This window comes from Polaromonas sp. (assembly GCF_043778355.1).
Taxonomy (GTDB): domain Bacteria; phylum Pseudomonadota; class Gammaproteobacteria; order Burkholderiales; family Burkholderiaceae_C; genus Polaromonas.
Genome location: NZ_JAYWHI010000031.1, coordinates 96939 through 112295, shown reverse-complemented (window position 1 = coordinate 112295; position 15357 = coordinate 96939). Strand labels below are relative to the sequence as shown.

Here is a 15357-nt window from a genome sequence, read left to right as displayed (position 1 = left end):
GCCCTCAGGCTTCGCTGCCGTCGCCGGCGGCGGCAGCCGCAGCCCGCAATTTGTCCTTTTTGCTCGGGCGTTTGCCCTTGATGCCGCCGTTGGCGGACGCCGCGCTGGCTGGCGTCACGCTGATCGCAGTTGGCAGCGGCTCAAAGCCTTCGACCTGCTCCAGCGGCAGGCTGACACCCTGGCGTTTTTCGATCAGCCGGAAATGCGCTTCGGTGCCGGCGCTGACAAAACTCACGGCCAGACCGCTCTCGCCGGCGCGCCCGGTGCGGCCGATGCGGTGGATGTAGTCCTGCGCCGAGCGCGGCAGGTCGTAGTTGATGACCACCGGCAACTGCGCGATGTCGATGCCGCGTGAGGCGACATCGGTGGCGACCACCACCTTGAGCCGCGAGGCCTTGAAGTCAGCCAGCACCTGCGTGCGTTTGCCCTGGCTCAGCTCGCCATGGAAGGGCTCGGCATAAATCCTAGCCTTGCGCAGTTTGTCGGCGACGATTTCGGCGGCGTGTTTGGTGGCCACAAACACCAGCACCCGGCGCCAGGCGTTTTGTGTGATCAGGTGCCGCAGCAACTGTGTGCGCCGGCCCGGATCAACCGCAATCGCGCGCTGCGCGATGTCTGGTTCGCCTTCAGGCTCGGCCGGCGCGTTGATATGCACGGGGTCGCGCAGCAGGCCCTGCGCCAATGCCTGTACAGCCAGCGGAAAGGTCGCCGAGAAAAACAGGTTTTGCCGCTGTGCCGGCAGCAGCACGAGGATACGGTTCAGTTCCTCGGAAAAACCGAGGTCCAGCAGGCGGTCGGCCTCGTCAAGCACCAGCGCCGCCACGCCCGAGAGAACCACTGCGTTGTGGTCGGCCAGGTCCAGCAGCCGGCCCGGTGTCGCCACCACGATGTCGGCGCCGCCGCGCAGATTCATCATCTGCGGGTTGATGGACACGCCGCCGAAAACAATGGCGACCTTGAGCGCCTGCGGCAAGTGTTGCCCGAGGTTGCGTATTTCTTCGCCGACCTGCGCAGCCAGTTCGCGTGTTGGCACCATCACCAGCAGGCGAACGCGCCGTGGTTTGTCGCTGGGCGTCTGCTGCAGCAGTTGCAGCAGCGGCAGCGCAAAGGCGGCGGTTTTGCCCGAGCCGGTCTGCGCCGAAGCCAGCACGTCGCGACCCTGCAGCACGGCCGGAATGGCGGCCGCCTGGATGGCGGTGGGCGTTTGGTAATCCCTGGCGCTGACGGCGCGCAGCAGGGCCGGGGACAAGCCCAGGGATGAAAATGGCATGAGCAGGGCTTTGTGAGGTGCAGGGGCCGGAACAGGCCGCGCAAGCACCCAGTTTAAGCCCGCCAGCGCCGCCGCCCAGCAGGGCAAGCCGCATAATCGACAGATGGCGAACCGGCCCTTTTCAGGAGCCGGTCAACAATCGACTTCAAGGCATCCGTGAAAAAGACATTCAAGCTCAATATCGAAGGCAAAAACCGGGATCGCGTGCTGGACGCGGTCAAACACGACATCCGCAAATACGTCAAGCGGCAGCGCCGCGTGCCGCTGCCCGAGGGCGTGGACTTCTGGGACTTCGACTGCCGCTTTGGCACCAGCGAAGGCACAGCCGAGGTGGTCCACTTCGCGACCATCCTGCCGCTGGTTGATGCCGCTGCCAAAGAGGGCGCCGAAGCCTTTTACCTGGAAATGCTGGCCAAAGCGGGCCGGCGCACGCATCGACCGCGCCCGCTGGACGGGGAACAACAGGGCGGCGAGGCGGCCGTGCAGGACCCCGAACCCGGCGGATGAGTCTGCAGTTTCTTGACTTCGAATACAGCGAGGACTCGCAGGGTGGTGGGAGCTTCGACGCCATGGCTTCGGTGCGGCCAGCACAGCTTGACGCGGTTCGTGCTGACATCGCGGAAGTGCTGCGCTGGGCCGACACCGCGTTTGCCGGACAGTGCGCACCACGGGACGAAGGTGGCGAGTGGGATGTCGACCTGCAGGAGCAGTCCGATGGCGCATCACCGCCCTGGCATGTGCTGACTGTGTCCATCAGCGGCAGCGCCCATTTCTGCTCGGCGTTCAGGCAGCGTTTTGGCGTGGACTAGGACACGGTGCCCATCCGTGGCAAAACGCATCCGTCCAAGGGTAACGACGCGATGCTCTGCCACCGACTGTCGCTGACTGCTTTATGGCCTCCCGGAATTTGCTGACGTCGCTGACCTACCTCCACTGGGATTGACCTCCTACGAGAGGGTGTAAGAAAACGTGACAAGCTGTTCACAAGCCAATCACGGCTTCTTTTAAGGAAACACGCCATGACTCATTTTTTATCCAAAACCCGCATGCTGACATTGGCTATCGCTACCGTCATGCTTGCTGGACCCGCGTTGTCAAAGGGAAAGGACGATGACGATCATGGTGGCAAAGGCAAGGGCAAATACGCCCAGAAGCACGAATCCAAGGAGCACGCCAAGGCCGACAAGCGGGAGCGCAAGGACATCCAGGCTGGCACCTACTTCAACGATCAGCAACGTACGGTTGTGCGTCAGTACTACACGCAAAATTACGCGAGCGGTAAAAAGTGCCCTCCAGGCTTGGCCAAAAAGAACAATGGCTGCATGCCCCCAGGCCAGGCACGCAACTGGGCTGTTGGACAGCCGATTCCGCGTGGTGTGACAACCTACGCGGTGCCGCAACCCGTTATTGTGCAACTACCGCCTGCGCCTTACGGTTACCGCTATACCCGCATCGGCGGGGACATCGTATTGGTGCAACAGCAGAACAACCTGATCGTGGACATTATCCAGGGCCTGTTCGGCGGCTGACACCCGTTGATGGTCCGGCAGGTGGTGGTCTGCGTGCGCAGACCCTGCGTGCCAATCTGGCTGCGATAGCCTCGAGAAGCGGTTATCTGCGGTACAGAGCGTCATCGCTCAGTGTTCACGCGCCCGGCCCGATGGCAAGTCCAGCGCGTCGAACACCAGTGCGGCGGCCCAGGCATCGTTCGCGGCATACACCAGCTGACTTTCGCTGAGCTGGCGATTCGCCCAATTGGAGGTGGTCGCCTTTTTCGATTTCATGAAGCGGCGATTGAACAGCACGGCCACCGCGCCACGCACGCCGATCTCTTTTGCATACCCTTTTTTGCGGAACACCACGTTCAGGTCCAGCACATTGCGCGGCTCCACGCCCAGGGTGCGACGGATCTGCGTGTGGTCGCCAGCCAGGCCGAAACCGACCTTGGTGATGTGCTCGGCCTCCAGCAGCGCTGCCACCACTTCACGGCACCGCGCATCGAAGAGCTGAAACACCCAGGCCTTGTCGAGTGTGGACAGTTGCACCACGTGCGGGCCTTCAGACACCTGGTCGCGGAAAAAAGTGGGTTTGGACTCGGTGTCGAAACCGAGCACGCTGCAGCCCGACAGAACCTTCCAGGCGTCTTCGGCCTGCGCTTCGGTGGCGACCAGCACGATATCGGCCGGGCCCAGTCGATCCAGCGGCTCGAGTAGCGCGAGTTCATCGCGCGTCGGTGACGCAAACTGCGGCATGGCCTGCGCCTCAGGCCTGCGCCGACACGCTGGGAATGGTGGTGGCTGGCGGCGTGTTGCGGCTGCGGCCGCAGCGCACGAGGCCGTCAATCATCACCATACCGACGCCGGGGATGTCGCCGCGCTGCACGCTGTCGAGCAGGTCACGACCGGCCGTGTGCTGTGCCTTGTCCATGAAAACAAAATCAGCGTCGCGCCCGACCTCGATCAGGCCGCAATTGAGCTTGCGGATGCGTGCTGTGTTGCCGGTGGCGAAACAAAAGGCCAGCTCTGCCGGGATATTGCCCAGACTGGACAGCAATGAGATCAGGCGCAACATGCCCAGCGGCTGCACGCCCGATCCCGCCGGGCCGTCGGTGCCCAGGATCACGCGGTGCGGGCATTTAAGCTGCAGCGCGGCCTGTGCAGCGGCAATCGCGACTTTTTCGTTGCCGTTGTGGACGATTTCAATGGCGCGCGAGGATTTTTCGCAGAGCTCGCAAACATGCTGTTCCGACAGTGAGGTGTGCCCGCCGTTGATGTGGCCGATGACGTCGGCGTCGGCCTCCAGCACCACATCCTTGTCGATCAGGCCGGAGCCGGGAATCGAGGGGCCGCCCGTGTGGATGGTGCTCTGGATGCCGTATTTGCGCGCCCAGGCCACCATTTGCTGGGCTTCATAGCCGGCTTTCACGGAACCCAGGCCGACCTCACCGAGCAAGCCCACGCCCGCGTCGGCCAGTTCCTTGAAATCCTGCTCGACCATGCCTTTTTCAATGATGGGCGCGCCGGCCAGCACCTTCACGCCGCCGGGCCTGAAGTTGTCGAAGGCGCGCTGGGCGGTGATGGCCAGCGCCTTCAGGCCGACGATGTCCTTGGGCCGGCCAGGCAGGTGCACCTCGCCGGCCGAAATCATGGTGGTCACGCCGCCGTGCATGGTTGAATCGATCCAGCCGATCTGGTTTTGCCGTGGTGTCCAGTCGCCAAACACCGGGTGCACATGGCTGTCGATCAGGCCAGGTGCGACGCAGGTCTGATGTGCGTCAATGGTGGTCTGGGCGTGCGCCATGTCGCAGTCCTTGGCCTTGCCCACGGCCACGATCAGCCCGTCGTTCACAACAATGGTGTCGGCGTCCAGAATCGGCCGGTCGACGTCGCCCGACAAGAGCAGGCCGATGTTGGTGATGACAACTTTGCCGGACTTGCCGCTTGCTGCTGCTTCTGCCATGGCTTCTTTCGTGTGAGACGTCAGGGGTTCAGCATCACGGTGCGCAGCACGGTGCTGATGATGAAGGCTTGCCACTGCGCCAGCGCTTCCGGCGTCTGCAGGTCCTCGCCGAGGAAGGCCGACAGCGTGTGGCGGTTGGAAATGTAGAAGTAGCCGGTGGCCGCAATCAGCAGGTAGACATTGCGTGCAGACACGTCGGCGCGAAACACGCCCTGCGCCGCGCCGCTTTCGAGCAACTGGCGGATGATGGCAATCGCTGGCGACGAATAGTCACGGGCACGCGCCGACTTGGAGATATGTTTGCCGCGGTGCAGGTTTTCGGTGTTGAGCAGCGTGATGAACTCAGGGTTCTTGCTGTAGTAGGTCACGACAAAATTGATCACGTCCTTGAGTGACTCCACCGGCTGCGCCAGGTCCAGCGTCAGCTCCAGCTCGGCGTCGTTCATGCGCCGGTACATGTCTTCAAGTACTTCGATGAACAGGCCTTCCTTGCTGCCGAAGTAGTAATAAATCATCCGGTCGAAAGACTTGGCCGACTGGGAGATCTTCTCCACGCTGCCGCCTTCGTAGCCGTAACGTGCAAACACCTTGGTGGCGGCCCGCAGAATGTTGTCGCGCGTGGTCTGCGCCGCCTGTTCGCGCACGCCCGGTCGTTTGGCGGATGCGAGGCGGGCTGCGGGGTTTCGCGTGGCCTTCGCAGTTTTGGCGGCGCTGGCGGTTTTCGCAGGTTTGGCGGTCATGGCGTGATCAGTGGTTTCCAGGGCTGGAAAACTGCGTCTTACTGCTCTGCGAAGGCCCGTTCGATCACAAAATCACCTGGCTTGGAGGTGTTGCCCTCATGGAAGCCTTTTTGCTCCAGCATGTGTTTCAAATCCTTGAGCATGCCCGGGCTGCCGCAGATCATCACGCGGTCGGTGGCCGGGTCCAGCGCCGGCAGATTCAGGTCGGCAAACATCTTGCCGGTTTCCATCAGGTCGGTGACACGGCCCATGTTGCGGTAGCTTTCGCGCGTGACGGTGGGGTAATACAGCAATTGTTTGGAGATCAGGTCGCCGAGAAATTCATGCTGGGGCAGGTGCTCGACCACCAGGTCGTGGTAGGCCAGCTCGTCGGCCTGACGCACACCGTGCACCAGCACCACCTGCTCGAAACGCTCGTAGGTCTCGGGGTCGCGGATGATGCTCATGAAAGGCGCCAGGCCGGTGCCGGTCGACAGCAGGTACAGGCGTTTGCCCGGCAGCAGATAGTCGATCACCAGTGTGCCGGTTGGCTTGCGCCCAACGATGATCTTGTCGCCGACCTTCATGTGCTGCAGGCGTGAGGTCAGGGGACCGTCAGCGACCTTGATGCTGAGAAATTCCAGATGCTCCTCGTGGTTCGGGCTCACGATGCTGTAGGCGCGCAGCAGGGGTTTGTCGTTGACGCGCAGGCCGATCATGGTGAAGTGACCATTGCTGAAGCGCAGGGAGGTATCGCGGGTGGTGGTGAACGTGAACAGCTTGTCGGTCCAGTGGTGGACGGACAAAACTGTTTCTTCGTTGAAAGCGCTCATGGTAATTGCAGGTTGGGAGTTGGTGATCAGTGGGGTAAGGCCAGCAGGGCCGGATCCAGGCTTGAAAGCTTACCGGTTTTACCCTGCCATTGTGCCGCCTCCGGGGAAGGGAGGCTTTCCCGGAAGCAGTCTACGGGGCAGATCTCGACACAGTCGGTATCTTCGACACGAGGGTTGGTTACGACGGGGGTCACAGCGGTCCTTGGCGGTGAAAGTCCGGAGAAAATCTTTCATGCAGGTGCCAATGTGCCACACTAATGTAGTGAACACAACATGAAAATTCAGTCATCGCAACATTTTTTAAATAATTTTGCTATTGCCGTGGAAATGCTATTGCGCTGGGAATTTTCATGCGCTACATTGATTTTAAATGTAGTAGATACAACATCTAAATTAAGTGCGCACTACATTGGTGTTGATGCACCACGATGGTAGGCGACAAAAGGCGAACACGATGACGGAACACACCAAAACGGACGGCTTGCCAGGCATGGATACGCCGGCCTTTGGCCAGGTGCTGGAAAAAGCCCGACCGCGTAACGACCGCATGAACAGCGAGAAAATCGAGTGCAATGCCTGCCCCGTGTTGTGCCAGATTTCCGATGGCCGCACCGGCGCATGTGATCGGTATGCGAATCGTGGCGGCACCCTGGTTCGTGTGGATCCTGTTCTGCTGCTGCGCCGCACGCTGGCACAGGGTGAAGCAAAGGTGCTCGCGTTTGCCGGCCGGCAGGGGGCTGACGATTCGACCGGACAGGTTCCGCCGGTGTCCTGGAGCGGCGATCTGCTGCTGGCCGACGAGGTCTTTGTCACCGGCGTCGGTTCCTCGACCACTTACCCCGATTACAAGCCAGCGCCGTTCATCGTGTCCTCCGAGGTGGACGGTGTGGACATGGTCACGGTCGTCACCGAAGGCATCTTCAGCTACTGCAGCCTCAAGGTGAAGATTGATACCGACCGTTTTCTTGGCGCCGAGCAGGCCAATGTGCGCTGCAAGGGCGAGGTGGTTGGCCACGTGACGACGGCGGAATACGGCTCGCAGATGCTTTCGCTCGGTGGCGTGCACCACCTGACCGGTGGCAGCAAGAAAGAGGGCCGAGTCACCATGGACATGATGCAGTTGCTGGGCAACAAGAAGGCGGTGGAGTTCACCATTGACGGCGGCTCGCAGATCGTGATTCAGGCCGGCCGCGCCCCGATTGTCAACGGTGTCGAAGAGCGGCGCATGCGTGTCGGTTGTGGCTCGGCGACCATTGGTATTTTTGCAAAACAACTGTTCGGCAAGCTCGACGAGGTGGTGGTCGTGGATGACCACATCACGGGTGTGCTGACCGAACACCAGGCGGGCCGGTGCCTGGACATGCGCTCCTCAGGCATCAAGATGCGCGGACGCAAATCAACGCCAGGCCGCTATTTTCAGGTGGCCAATCCAGGAACCGGCTGGGGCGGCACCGACATCGCAGAACCGCTGTCCATCATCGAGAGTTGGGACCCCGATACCGCCTGGCCGGGTTTGCGCCTGCTCATGACCTCCACCACCGGGGAACATGCGAGCTGGTATGTGCTCAATGAAGACCTGGTGCCCGTCGAGCAGGACATGCCGGCCGAGGTGCGCCTGGTGGTCGAGCGTATTGGCGAAAACTGCGAGCCTTCCCTGTCCACGGTGTTATTCCTTGGCGGCGCCGGCGGCAGCTTGCGCGCCGGGGTCACCGAAAACCCGGTACTGCTGACGCGGGCCATCAAGAGCGCTCTGGTCAATGTCACTTGCGGCGGTGCGCCGGCCTATGTCTGGCCGGGCGGCGGCATCACGGTGATGGTAGATGTCATGCGTATGCCCGACAACAGTTTTGGCACCGTGCCCACGCCGGCCATTGTGGCGCCGATCGAGTTCAGCATGAAGCTGGAAGACTACCGCGCTCTGGGCGGGCACATGGACCATGTGCGCTCGCTGGAAGAAGCGCTCTCGCGCGGTGCCTGGCACAACGAGGGTGCGCCATCGTCACTGCAATGGACTGCCTTGCCGGCCGCCAATCCCTGGCCACTAGCGCGTCCTCCCCTGCTTGGTTGAGTGGGGCCGACCCCGATATGGACGCTCAACGTACCCGTTTGCCCGATGGTCGCTGGCATCTGCAGCATGGTCCCATAGATATCGTGATCGGTGCCAACGGCGATCCCGATTCTGTGGACAGTGCCCACGAGGATGCATGGCTGCGTTTTCGCGGCATTCTGGGGGAACTGGTGGAAGAACTCCCCCTGTTACGGCTTCCGGTGCAGGGCAACTGCCCGTTGCAGGGCCCGATTGCACGGCGGATGTGGCATGCCTGCCAGCCTTACAAAAGCAGTTTCATCACGCCGATGGCGGCGGTGGCCGGCGCCGTTGCACAGGAACTGATTACCTGTTATTCGATCAGCGGCGTGGCACGGGCCTGGGTCAACAACGGCGGCGATATTGCCTTGCACCTGGCGCCATCCGAATCGGTGCATATCGGTCTGTATGCGGATCTGGCGCGTCTGAACCTGGACGAGTTGCAACGCGGTATCCGTACGGACGCGCAGTTCGACATATCCAGCCTGCTGCCGGTACGCGGTGTCGCCACCAGCGGCTGGCGCGGCAGGAGCTTTTCACTGGGCATCGCCGACAGCGTCACGGTGCTGGCGCGCACGGCGTCCGAGGCCGATGCGGCCGCCACCGTCATTGCCAATGCCGTCAACCTGACCGATCCGCGGATTCAGCGCCGTCCGGCGTGTGCGCTCAAAGACAACGCCGACTTGGGAGATCTGGCGGTCACGGTGGATGTCCCGCCGCTGGAGCCGGCGCTGGTACAACAGGCTTTGCGGGCCGGTCTGAAACGTGCGCAGGCCCTGCGCGGCGCCCGCCTGATCTGGTCGGCGGCGCTGATTTGTCAGAATCAGATCGCCAGCACCGATACTGCGGCCATGGGAACGCTCGAAAACCACCGCGCCAATCAGCAAGCTGGTTCGGTATTTGCTTAATGAAACAGATGGACGCACAGCGATGATTGAAATACGACGCATCTTCACGCATGTGGAGCAGATCCGGCATGAATTCGGGCCCGTCGCGCCCGTGCCGCTGCTACGTGGCGCCATCGGTGTGGTGCTTACCAATCCCTTTGCCGGGCGCTTCGAGCCCGAGATCCTCCCGATGATGGCGGCGCTGGACCCGGTCGGGCTCACGATGGCGCGCAAGCTGCTTGCGGCCATGGATGTTCCCACGGAGCGCATCGAGGGGTATGGCAAGGGCGCCATCATCGGTGCGGCCGGCGAGCTCGAACACGGCGCGCTCTGGCATGTGCCTGGCGGTTATGCCATGCGCGAACTGCTGGGCTGGAAGGGGGATGCGGCGGCCTATGCCAAAGGCAAGGGCGAAGAAAAGTCCGGACGCGCGGGCAATGCCCTGTCCATCGTGCCCTCGACCAAAAAGGTGGGCGGACCCGGCGCGGCACTCGACGTGCCCATGACCCACATCAATGCCGCCTATGTGCGCAGCCATTTTGACGCGATCGAGGTGCGGGTTCCCGGCGCACCGCTGGCCGATGAAATTGTTTTTATCCTGGCGATGAGCACGGGCCCGCGCATTCATGCGCGTGTCGGCGGCCTCGCCGCAGCCGCCATCAGCAAATGGGACGGATTGCGCTGAAGCGCCGCCGCCATCGCAACAAACACAAGGACCATCCATGACAGCCAACATCCGGAAAATCATTGTTCAGGTCGACGAGATCCATCTGGAAATGGGTCAACCCGTGAGCCCGCCGACGCGCAGGGCGCTGGCCATGGCGGTCATCGCGAACCCCTTGGCCGGCGTTTACCAGGAAAACCTGGACGAACTGGTCAGCATCGGCGAGGAACTGGGTGCCTTGCTCGGGCAAAAATGCGTGCAGGCGCTGGGCATCCCACCGGGCCGGGCGCAGAGTTATGGCAAGGCGGCGATCGTTGGCGAGGCCGGCGAGCTCGAACATGCCGCGGCCATCCTGCATCCCAAGCTGGGCGCGCCGCTGCGCCTTGCCGTGGAAAAAGGCGCGGCCCTGGTGCCTTCAAGTAAAAAACGCGGTGGACTGGGCACCGCGATTGATGTGCCCCTGGGGCATAAGGACGCGGCTTTTGTGCGCAGCCATTTCGACGCGATGGAGGCCCGTGTCGCCGATGCGCCGCGTGCCAACGAAATTGTGGTCGCTGTCGTTGTGACAGACAGTGGCCGACCTCTACCGCGCGTGGGCGGACTGCAGATCCACGAAATCAGGGGCGAAGACGGGCTCCGCTAATCCGGGGTTTTTTCAGCTTAATCGATCCACGACAGGAGTTTTTTATGAAAATGCAATACAGAGTGCTGGGCACCATGACCTATCTGGGTCTGCTGGCTTCGCTGGTGACAGCGCAAGCGCAGGGCGTGATCAAAATCGGCGAGGTCAACAGCTACAAGGCGCAGCCCGCCTTCCTCGAGCCCTACAAAAAGGGCATGGAACTGGCGGTTGAAGAAATCAATGCGGCCGGTGGCGTCAACGGCAAGAAGATCGAGCTGATCACGCGTGACGACAATGCCAATCCGGGCGATGCGGTGCGCGTGGCCGAAGAGCTGATCTCGCGCGAAAAAATCGATGTGCTGACCGGTACGTTCCTGTCCAATACCGGCCTGGCTGTGGCCGATTTTGCCAAACAGAAGAAATTTTTCTTTCTTGCTGGTGAGCCGCTGACCGACAAGATGACCTGGCAGGGCGGCAACCAGTACACCTTCCGTCTGCGTCCCGGCACCTACATGCAGGCCGCAATGTTGGTCCCCGAGGCGGCCAAGCTCAAGAAAAAGCGCTGGGCCATCGTGTACCCCAATTACGAATATGGCCAGTCGGCGGTCGCGGCCTTCAAGCAGTTGCTGAAGGCGGCGCAACCCGATGTCGAGTTTGTGGCCGAGCAGGCCACACCGCTGGGCCGGGTCGATGCCGGTAGCGTGGTGCAGGCGCTGTCCGACGCCAAGCCCGATGCGATCTTCAACGTGTTGTTTGGCGCCGACCTGTTGAGGTTTGTGCGTGAAGGCAACACGCGTGGCCTGTTCAAGGACCGCACCGTGGTCAGTGTGTTGACCGGTGAACCCGAATACCTGGACCCGCTCAAGGAAGAAACGCCCAACGGCTGGATCGTCACCGGTTATCCCTGGTACGGCGTCCAGACGCCCGAGCACAAGGCCTTTTTCCTCGCCTACCATGCCAAGTACAAGGACTATCCGCGTCTGGGTTCGGTGGTCGGTTACGCCATGATCCATTCTGTGGCCGCCGGAGCCGCCAAGGCCAAAAGCACGGAATCGGCCAAGATGGTGGCCGCCTTCAAGGGCCTGCAGGTATCGACCCCCTTCGGCAAGATCACCTACCGTCCGGAAGACCACCAGTCGACCATGGGCGCGTTTGTCGGCAAGACCAAAAACGACAACGGCAAGGGCGTCATGGTGGACTACACCTATTTCGACGGCGCCAAGTTCCAGCCGCCTGCAGCCGACGTCAAGAAGTCGCGCGCCACAGACTGAGCAAACCTGCCCAACAAGGCACTGCGCCGCATCGCGGCGTGGTGTGTTGTGCCGGGCTCCTGAGGATCATTGAATGAGTTTTTCCGGTTTCATCGTTCAGTTGCTCAACGGGCTGGCCGGCGCATCGTCGCTGTTTCTCGTGGCTGCGGGCCTGTCGCTGATTTTCGGCGTCACACGTATCGTCAACTTTGCCCACGGCTCGTTTTTCATGGTCGGCATCTACATCGCCTACACGCTGGTCGAGAAGCTGGGCGGCGGCCTGGGCTTCTGGCCCGCTTTGCTGTTGGCCGCCGTGGCGACCGGCATCATTGGCGCGCTGATTGAAATGGTGTTGCTGCGCCGCATCTACAAGGCGCCGGAACTGTTCCAGTTGCTGGCCACCTTTGCGTTGGTGCTGGTGATCAAGGATCTGGTTCTTTATCTGTGGGGCCCTGACGAATTGCTCGGCCCGCGCGCGCCCGGCCTGTCGGGTGCGGTCGAAATCCTGGGCCGGCAGTTTCCAAGCTACGACCTGTTCCTGATTGTGGTGGGCCCGATGGTTCTGGGCCTGCTGTGGTTGCTGCTGACCCGCACGCGCTGGGGCACGCTGGTGCGTGCTGCCACGCAGGACCGCGAGATGGTCAGTGCGCTGGGTGTGAATCAAGCCTGGCTGTTCACTGCCGTATTTGCCTTGGGCGCCATGCTGGCCGGTCTGGGCGGTGCGCTGCAACTGCCACGTGAACCGGCCACGCTGGAGATGGACCTGCACACCATAGGCTCGGCCTTTGTGGTGGTGGTGGTAGGCGGCATGGGATCGATCCCCGGCGCTTACGCGGCCGCGCTGCTGATCTCCGAAATCAAGGCGATTTGTATCTGGCTCGGTGTGGTCGATATCTTCGGCTACAGCATCTCCTTTTCAAAACTCACGCTGGTGGCTGACTTCCTGGTCATGGCCATTGTGCTGGTGTGGCGACCCTGGGGCCTGTTCGGCCGGCCGCAGGCGCCCAGCCGCTATGTGGGCATGCAGGAAGAACCGCTGCGCAAGAGCAGCCGCACCTATGTCATGGCGGCCGCCGTGCTGGGTCTGGTGCTGGCCGCGATGCCCTTGTTCACGGTCAATTCGCCTTACACCACAGTATTGATGATCGACCTGCTGATCGCTGCGCTGTTTGCCGCCAGTCTGCACTTCATCATGGGCCCGGCTGGCATGCACTCCTTCGGCCATGCGGCCTACTTCGGACTCGGTGCCTACGCAGCGGCTTTGCTGGTGCGCAGTAGCGGCATGCCGATGGAACTCGCGCTTGTTGTTGCGCCGCTGGTGGCGGCCGTGGGCGCGTTTGTTTATGGCTGGTTCGCGGTGCGGCTGTCGGGCGTGTATCTCGCGATGCTGACGCTGGCGTTTGCGCAGATCACCTGGGCCATCACCTACCAGTGGGATTCTTTCACCGGCGGCAGCAACGGCCTCACCGGCGTCTGGCCGTCAGAATGGCTGTCTGACAAACGCATGTATTACTGGCTCACGCTGGTGCTGGTGGCCGGCGCCGTGTTGTGGCTTCGCCGCGTGTTGTTTTCGCCCTTCGGTTATGCCCTGCGTGCCGGACGCGATTCGGTGCTGCGCGCCGACGCGATCGGGATTGATGTCAAACGCATGCAATGGACGGCTTTTGTGATCGCCGGCGCGGCTGCCGGTCTGGCTGGATCCCTTTACGCGTTTTCCAAAGGCAGCATTTCGCCCGAGAGCCTGAGTGTGGGTAAATCGGTGGACGGTCTGGTCATGGTGCTGCTCGGCGGCATCCAGACCCTGGCTGGCCCGGTGGTGGGCGCGGTGACCTTCACCTGGCTGCATGACACCGTGGCACGCAACACCGATTACTGGCGCGCCATGCTCGGCGCCATCATCCTGCTGCTGGTGCTGCTGTTCCCGCAAGGCATTGCCGGTTCGGCCAAGCTGATGTTTGATCGGCTTCGCAACAAGGTCTCCCCCACAACCACTGGCGAGGTGAAAGCATGAGTGCGCCACTGCTCCAGGTCAGCAATCTCGGCAAGTCCTTCGGCGGCGTCAAGGCGGTCGACGGCATCAGCTTTGATCTGTATGCCGGCGAATTGCTGGCGCTGATCGGCCCCAACGGCGCCGGCAAGACCACCACCTTCAACATGGTCAACGGCCAGTTGCCGGCCGGTCAGGGCTCCATACTGCTCGACGGCCAGGAACTGGTGGGCCGCAAGCCGCGCGCGATCTGGCGCCTCGGCGTCGGCCGTACCTTCCAGATCGCCGAAACCTTCGCCTCGCTGACGGTGGTCGAGAACGTGCAGATGGCCCTGCTGTCGCACGACGGCAAGCTGTTTTCGATGTGGCGCAGCGCGGCCGGCTACAAGCGCGACGAGGCTCTCGCCTTGCTGGAGCGGGTCGGCATGGCGCCGCAGGCCGACCGGCCCTGCAGCGAACTGGCTTATGGCGATGTCAAACGCGTCGAGCTCGCGATTGCCATGGCCAACAGCCCGAAACTGCTGCTGATGGACGAGCCCACCGCCGGCATGGCGCCGCGCGAGCGCAACGCACTGATGGCGCTGACCAAACAACTGGTGGTCGACCGCGGCATGGCGGTGCTGTTCACCGAACACAGCATGGACGTGGTGTTTGCCTATGCCGACCGCATGATCGTGCTGGCGCGGGGCCGGCTGATTGCTCAGGGCAAACCGCTGGAAATCCGCGACCACCCTAAAGTTCAGGAGGTGTACTTCGGCAGCGGAAAAACCTTCGAAAAAGTGGCACAGAAATCTGCGGAGGTTTTTTAATGAGCACAGCTGTTTTGCTCGACGCCAAAGCCCTGTGTGCCTGGTACGGCGCCGCACAGATTCTTTACGATGTGGACCTGCAGGTGCGGCGCGGCGAGGTGGTGGCCCTGATGGGCCGCAACGGCGCTGGAAAATCCACCACACTCAAAACCTTGATCGGCATGCTGGCCAAGCGCAAGGGCGCGGTGAGCTTTCTGGGGCAGGACATTTCCAGAAGCGAGTCGCATGTGGCGGCCCGGCTGGGCCTGGGTTTTGTGCCTGAGGACAGACGTGTGTTCACCGACCTCACGGTGCTCGAGAACCTCGAAGTCGGCAAGCAGCCCCCGCGGCACTGGCCGGACGGTGCTGCCGCCCCGGTGTGGACGCCCGAGCGACTGTTCAAGCTGTTTCCCAATCTCGGTGAAATGCCCGACCGGCCGGGTGGTCGCATGAGTGGCGGCGAGCAGCAGATGCTGACGGTGGCCCGCACGCTGATGGGCAACCCCTACCTGGTGCTGCTCGATGAACCCTCCGAAGGTGTGGCGCCGGTCATCGTCGAACAAATGGCACTGATGATTCTGGAGCTCAAGTCGCAGGGCGTCAGCATCCTGCTGTCCGAACAGAACATGCATTTTGCGGAGCTGGTGTCGGACCGGGCCTATGTGCTCGAAAAAGGCCAGATCCGTTATGAGGGGACCATGGCCGACCTGTCGGCCAATGAAGAGGTCAGGCGTGCCTATCTCAGCGTCTAGCACGTCTTTTGTCGTCATTTCATCCGGCTTGCGCGCGCAT

17 protein-coding genes are annotated in these 15357 nt (G+C 62.1%); 12 read left to right on the top strand and 5 right to left on the bottom strand.

The window, feature by feature from the left end:
- Positions 1 to 4: 4 nt before the first annotated feature.
- On the bottom strand, positions 5 to 1270 hold the full coding sequence (locus tag ACH2CW_RS05355) for a DEAD/DEAH box helicase (RefSeq protein WP_395055839.1): 1266 nt from the start codon (positions 1268 to 1270) through the stop codon (positions 5 to 7).
- A 156-nt stretch (positions 1271 to 1426) separates the two neighbouring features.
- On the opposite strand from ACH2CW_RS05355, the gene ACH2CW_RS05350 reads away from it, so the two are divergent.
- The 3 genes from ACH2CW_RS05350 to ACH2CW_RS05340 all read left to right on the top strand — a co-directional run bounded on the left by ACH2CW_RS05350 (position 1427) and on the right by ACH2CW_RS05340 (position 2799).
- On the top strand, positions 1427 to 1777 hold the full coding sequence (locus ACH2CW_RS05350) for a DUF6172 family protein (RefSeq protein WP_395055837.1): 351 nt from the start codon (positions 1427 to 1429) through the stop codon (positions 1775 to 1777).
- A complete protein-coding gene (locus ACH2CW_RS05345; protein ID WP_395055835.1) occupies positions 1774 to 2079 on the top strand; it encodes a hypothetical protein in 306 nt (101 codons plus the stop codon). Before ACH2CW_RS05350 ends, ACH2CW_RS05345 begins: the two co-directional genes overlap by 4 nt.
- 237 nt (positions 2080 to 2316) lie before the next feature.
- Positions 2317 to 2799, top strand: coding sequence for an RcnB family protein (locus ACH2CW_RS05340; protein ID WP_395055833.1), 483 nt, complete (start codon positions 2317 to 2319; stop codon positions 2797 to 2799).
- A gap of 108 nt (positions 2800 to 2907) precedes the next feature.
- Here ACH2CW_RS05340 and ACH2CW_RS05335 read toward each other — a convergent pair whose 3' ends face one another.
- Genes ACH2CW_RS05335 through ACH2CW_RS05320 form a run of 4 tightly spaced genes read right to left on the bottom strand, consistent with a single transcriptional unit; the run spans position 2908 to position 6281 of the window.
- Complete coding sequence (locus ACH2CW_RS05335; protein WP_395055831.1) at positions 2908 to 3522, bottom strand: 3'-5' exonuclease; 615 nt, start codon at positions 3520 to 3522, stop codon at positions 2908 to 2910.
- Positions 3523 to 3532: 10 nt separating this feature from the next.
- Positions 3533 to 4729 (bottom strand): amidohydrolase family protein, encoded by a 1197-nt coding sequence (locus ACH2CW_RS05330; protein WP_395055829.1) that lies wholly within the window; start codon positions 4727 to 4729, stop codon positions 3533 to 3535.
- A gap of 20 nt (positions 4730 to 4749) precedes the next feature.
- Positions 4750 to 5469 (bottom strand): TetR/AcrR family transcriptional regulator, encoded by a 720-nt coding sequence (locus tag ACH2CW_RS05325; RefSeq protein ID WP_395055827.1) that lies wholly within the window; start codon positions 5467 to 5469, stop codon positions 4750 to 4752.
- Between the two features lie 38 nt (positions 5470 to 5507).
- Complete coding sequence (locus tag ACH2CW_RS05320; RefSeq protein WP_395055825.1) at positions 5508 to 6281, bottom strand: ferredoxin--NADP reductase; 774 nt, start codon at positions 6279 to 6281, stop codon at positions 5508 to 5510.
- 273 nt (positions 6282 to 6554) lie between these two features.
- Here ACH2CW_RS05320 and ACH2CW_RS05315 point away from each other — a divergent pair, with 273 nt between their 5' ends.
- From ACH2CW_RS05315 to ACH2CW_RS05275, 9 genes are all read left to right on the top strand, one after another.
- Positions 6555 to 6716, top strand: a complete 162-nt coding sequence (locus ACH2CW_RS05315; protein WP_395055823.1) for a hypothetical protein — start codon at positions 6555 to 6557, stop codon at positions 6714 to 6716.
- A 19-nt stretch (positions 6717 to 6735) separates the two neighbouring features.
- The gene (locus tag ACH2CW_RS05310) at positions 6736 to 8349 is read left to right on the top strand and encodes a 6-hydroxynicotinate reductase (RefSeq protein WP_395055821.1); all 1614 of its coding nucleotides are present in this window, start codon (positions 6736 to 6738) and stop codon (positions 8347 to 8349) included.
- A 17-nt stretch (positions 8350 to 8366) separates the two neighbouring features.
- Positions 8367 to 9275 (top strand): UPF0280 family protein, encoded by a 909-nt coding sequence (locus tag ACH2CW_RS05305; RefSeq protein ID WP_395055819.1) that lies wholly within the window; start codon positions 8367 to 8369, stop codon positions 9273 to 9275.
- A gap of 22 nt (positions 9276 to 9297) precedes the next feature.
- On the top strand, positions 9298 to 9939 hold the full coding sequence (locus tag ACH2CW_RS05300; protein ID WP_395055817.1) for an amino acid synthesis family protein: 642 nt from the start codon (positions 9298 to 9300) through the stop codon (positions 9937 to 9939).
- Between the two features lie 37 nt (positions 9940 to 9976).
- Positions 9977 to 10561 (top strand): amino acid synthesis family protein, encoded by a 585-nt coding sequence (locus ACH2CW_RS05295; protein WP_395055815.1) that lies wholly within the window; start codon positions 9977 to 9979, stop codon positions 10559 to 10561.
- Between the two features lie 74 nt (positions 10562 to 10635).
- Positions 10636 to 11811, top strand: coding sequence for an ABC transporter substrate-binding protein (locus tag ACH2CW_RS05290; protein ID WP_395056145.1), 1176 nt, complete (start codon positions 10636 to 10638; stop codon positions 11809 to 11811).
- Between the two features lie 73 nt (positions 11812 to 11884).
- Positions 11885 to 13801, top strand: coding sequence for an ABC transporter permease (locus tag ACH2CW_RS05285; RefSeq protein WP_395055813.1), 1917 nt, complete (start codon positions 11885 to 11887; stop codon positions 13799 to 13801).
- Positions 13798 to 14586, top strand: a complete 789-nt coding sequence (locus tag ACH2CW_RS05280; protein ID WP_395055811.1) for an ABC transporter ATP-binding protein — start codon at positions 13798 to 13800, stop codon at positions 14584 to 14586. The genes ACH2CW_RS05285 and ACH2CW_RS05280 overlap by 4 nt, the downstream gene beginning before the upstream one ends.
- Positions 14586 to 15317: an ABC transporter ATP-binding protein gene (locus ACH2CW_RS05275; RefSeq protein WP_395055809.1), complete on the top strand. Its 732-nt coding sequence runs from the start codon at positions 14586 to 14588 to the stop codon at positions 15315 to 15317. Before ACH2CW_RS05280 ends, ACH2CW_RS05275 begins: the two co-directional genes overlap by 1 nt.
- The last annotated feature ends 40 nt before the right edge of the window (positions 15318 to 15357 follow it).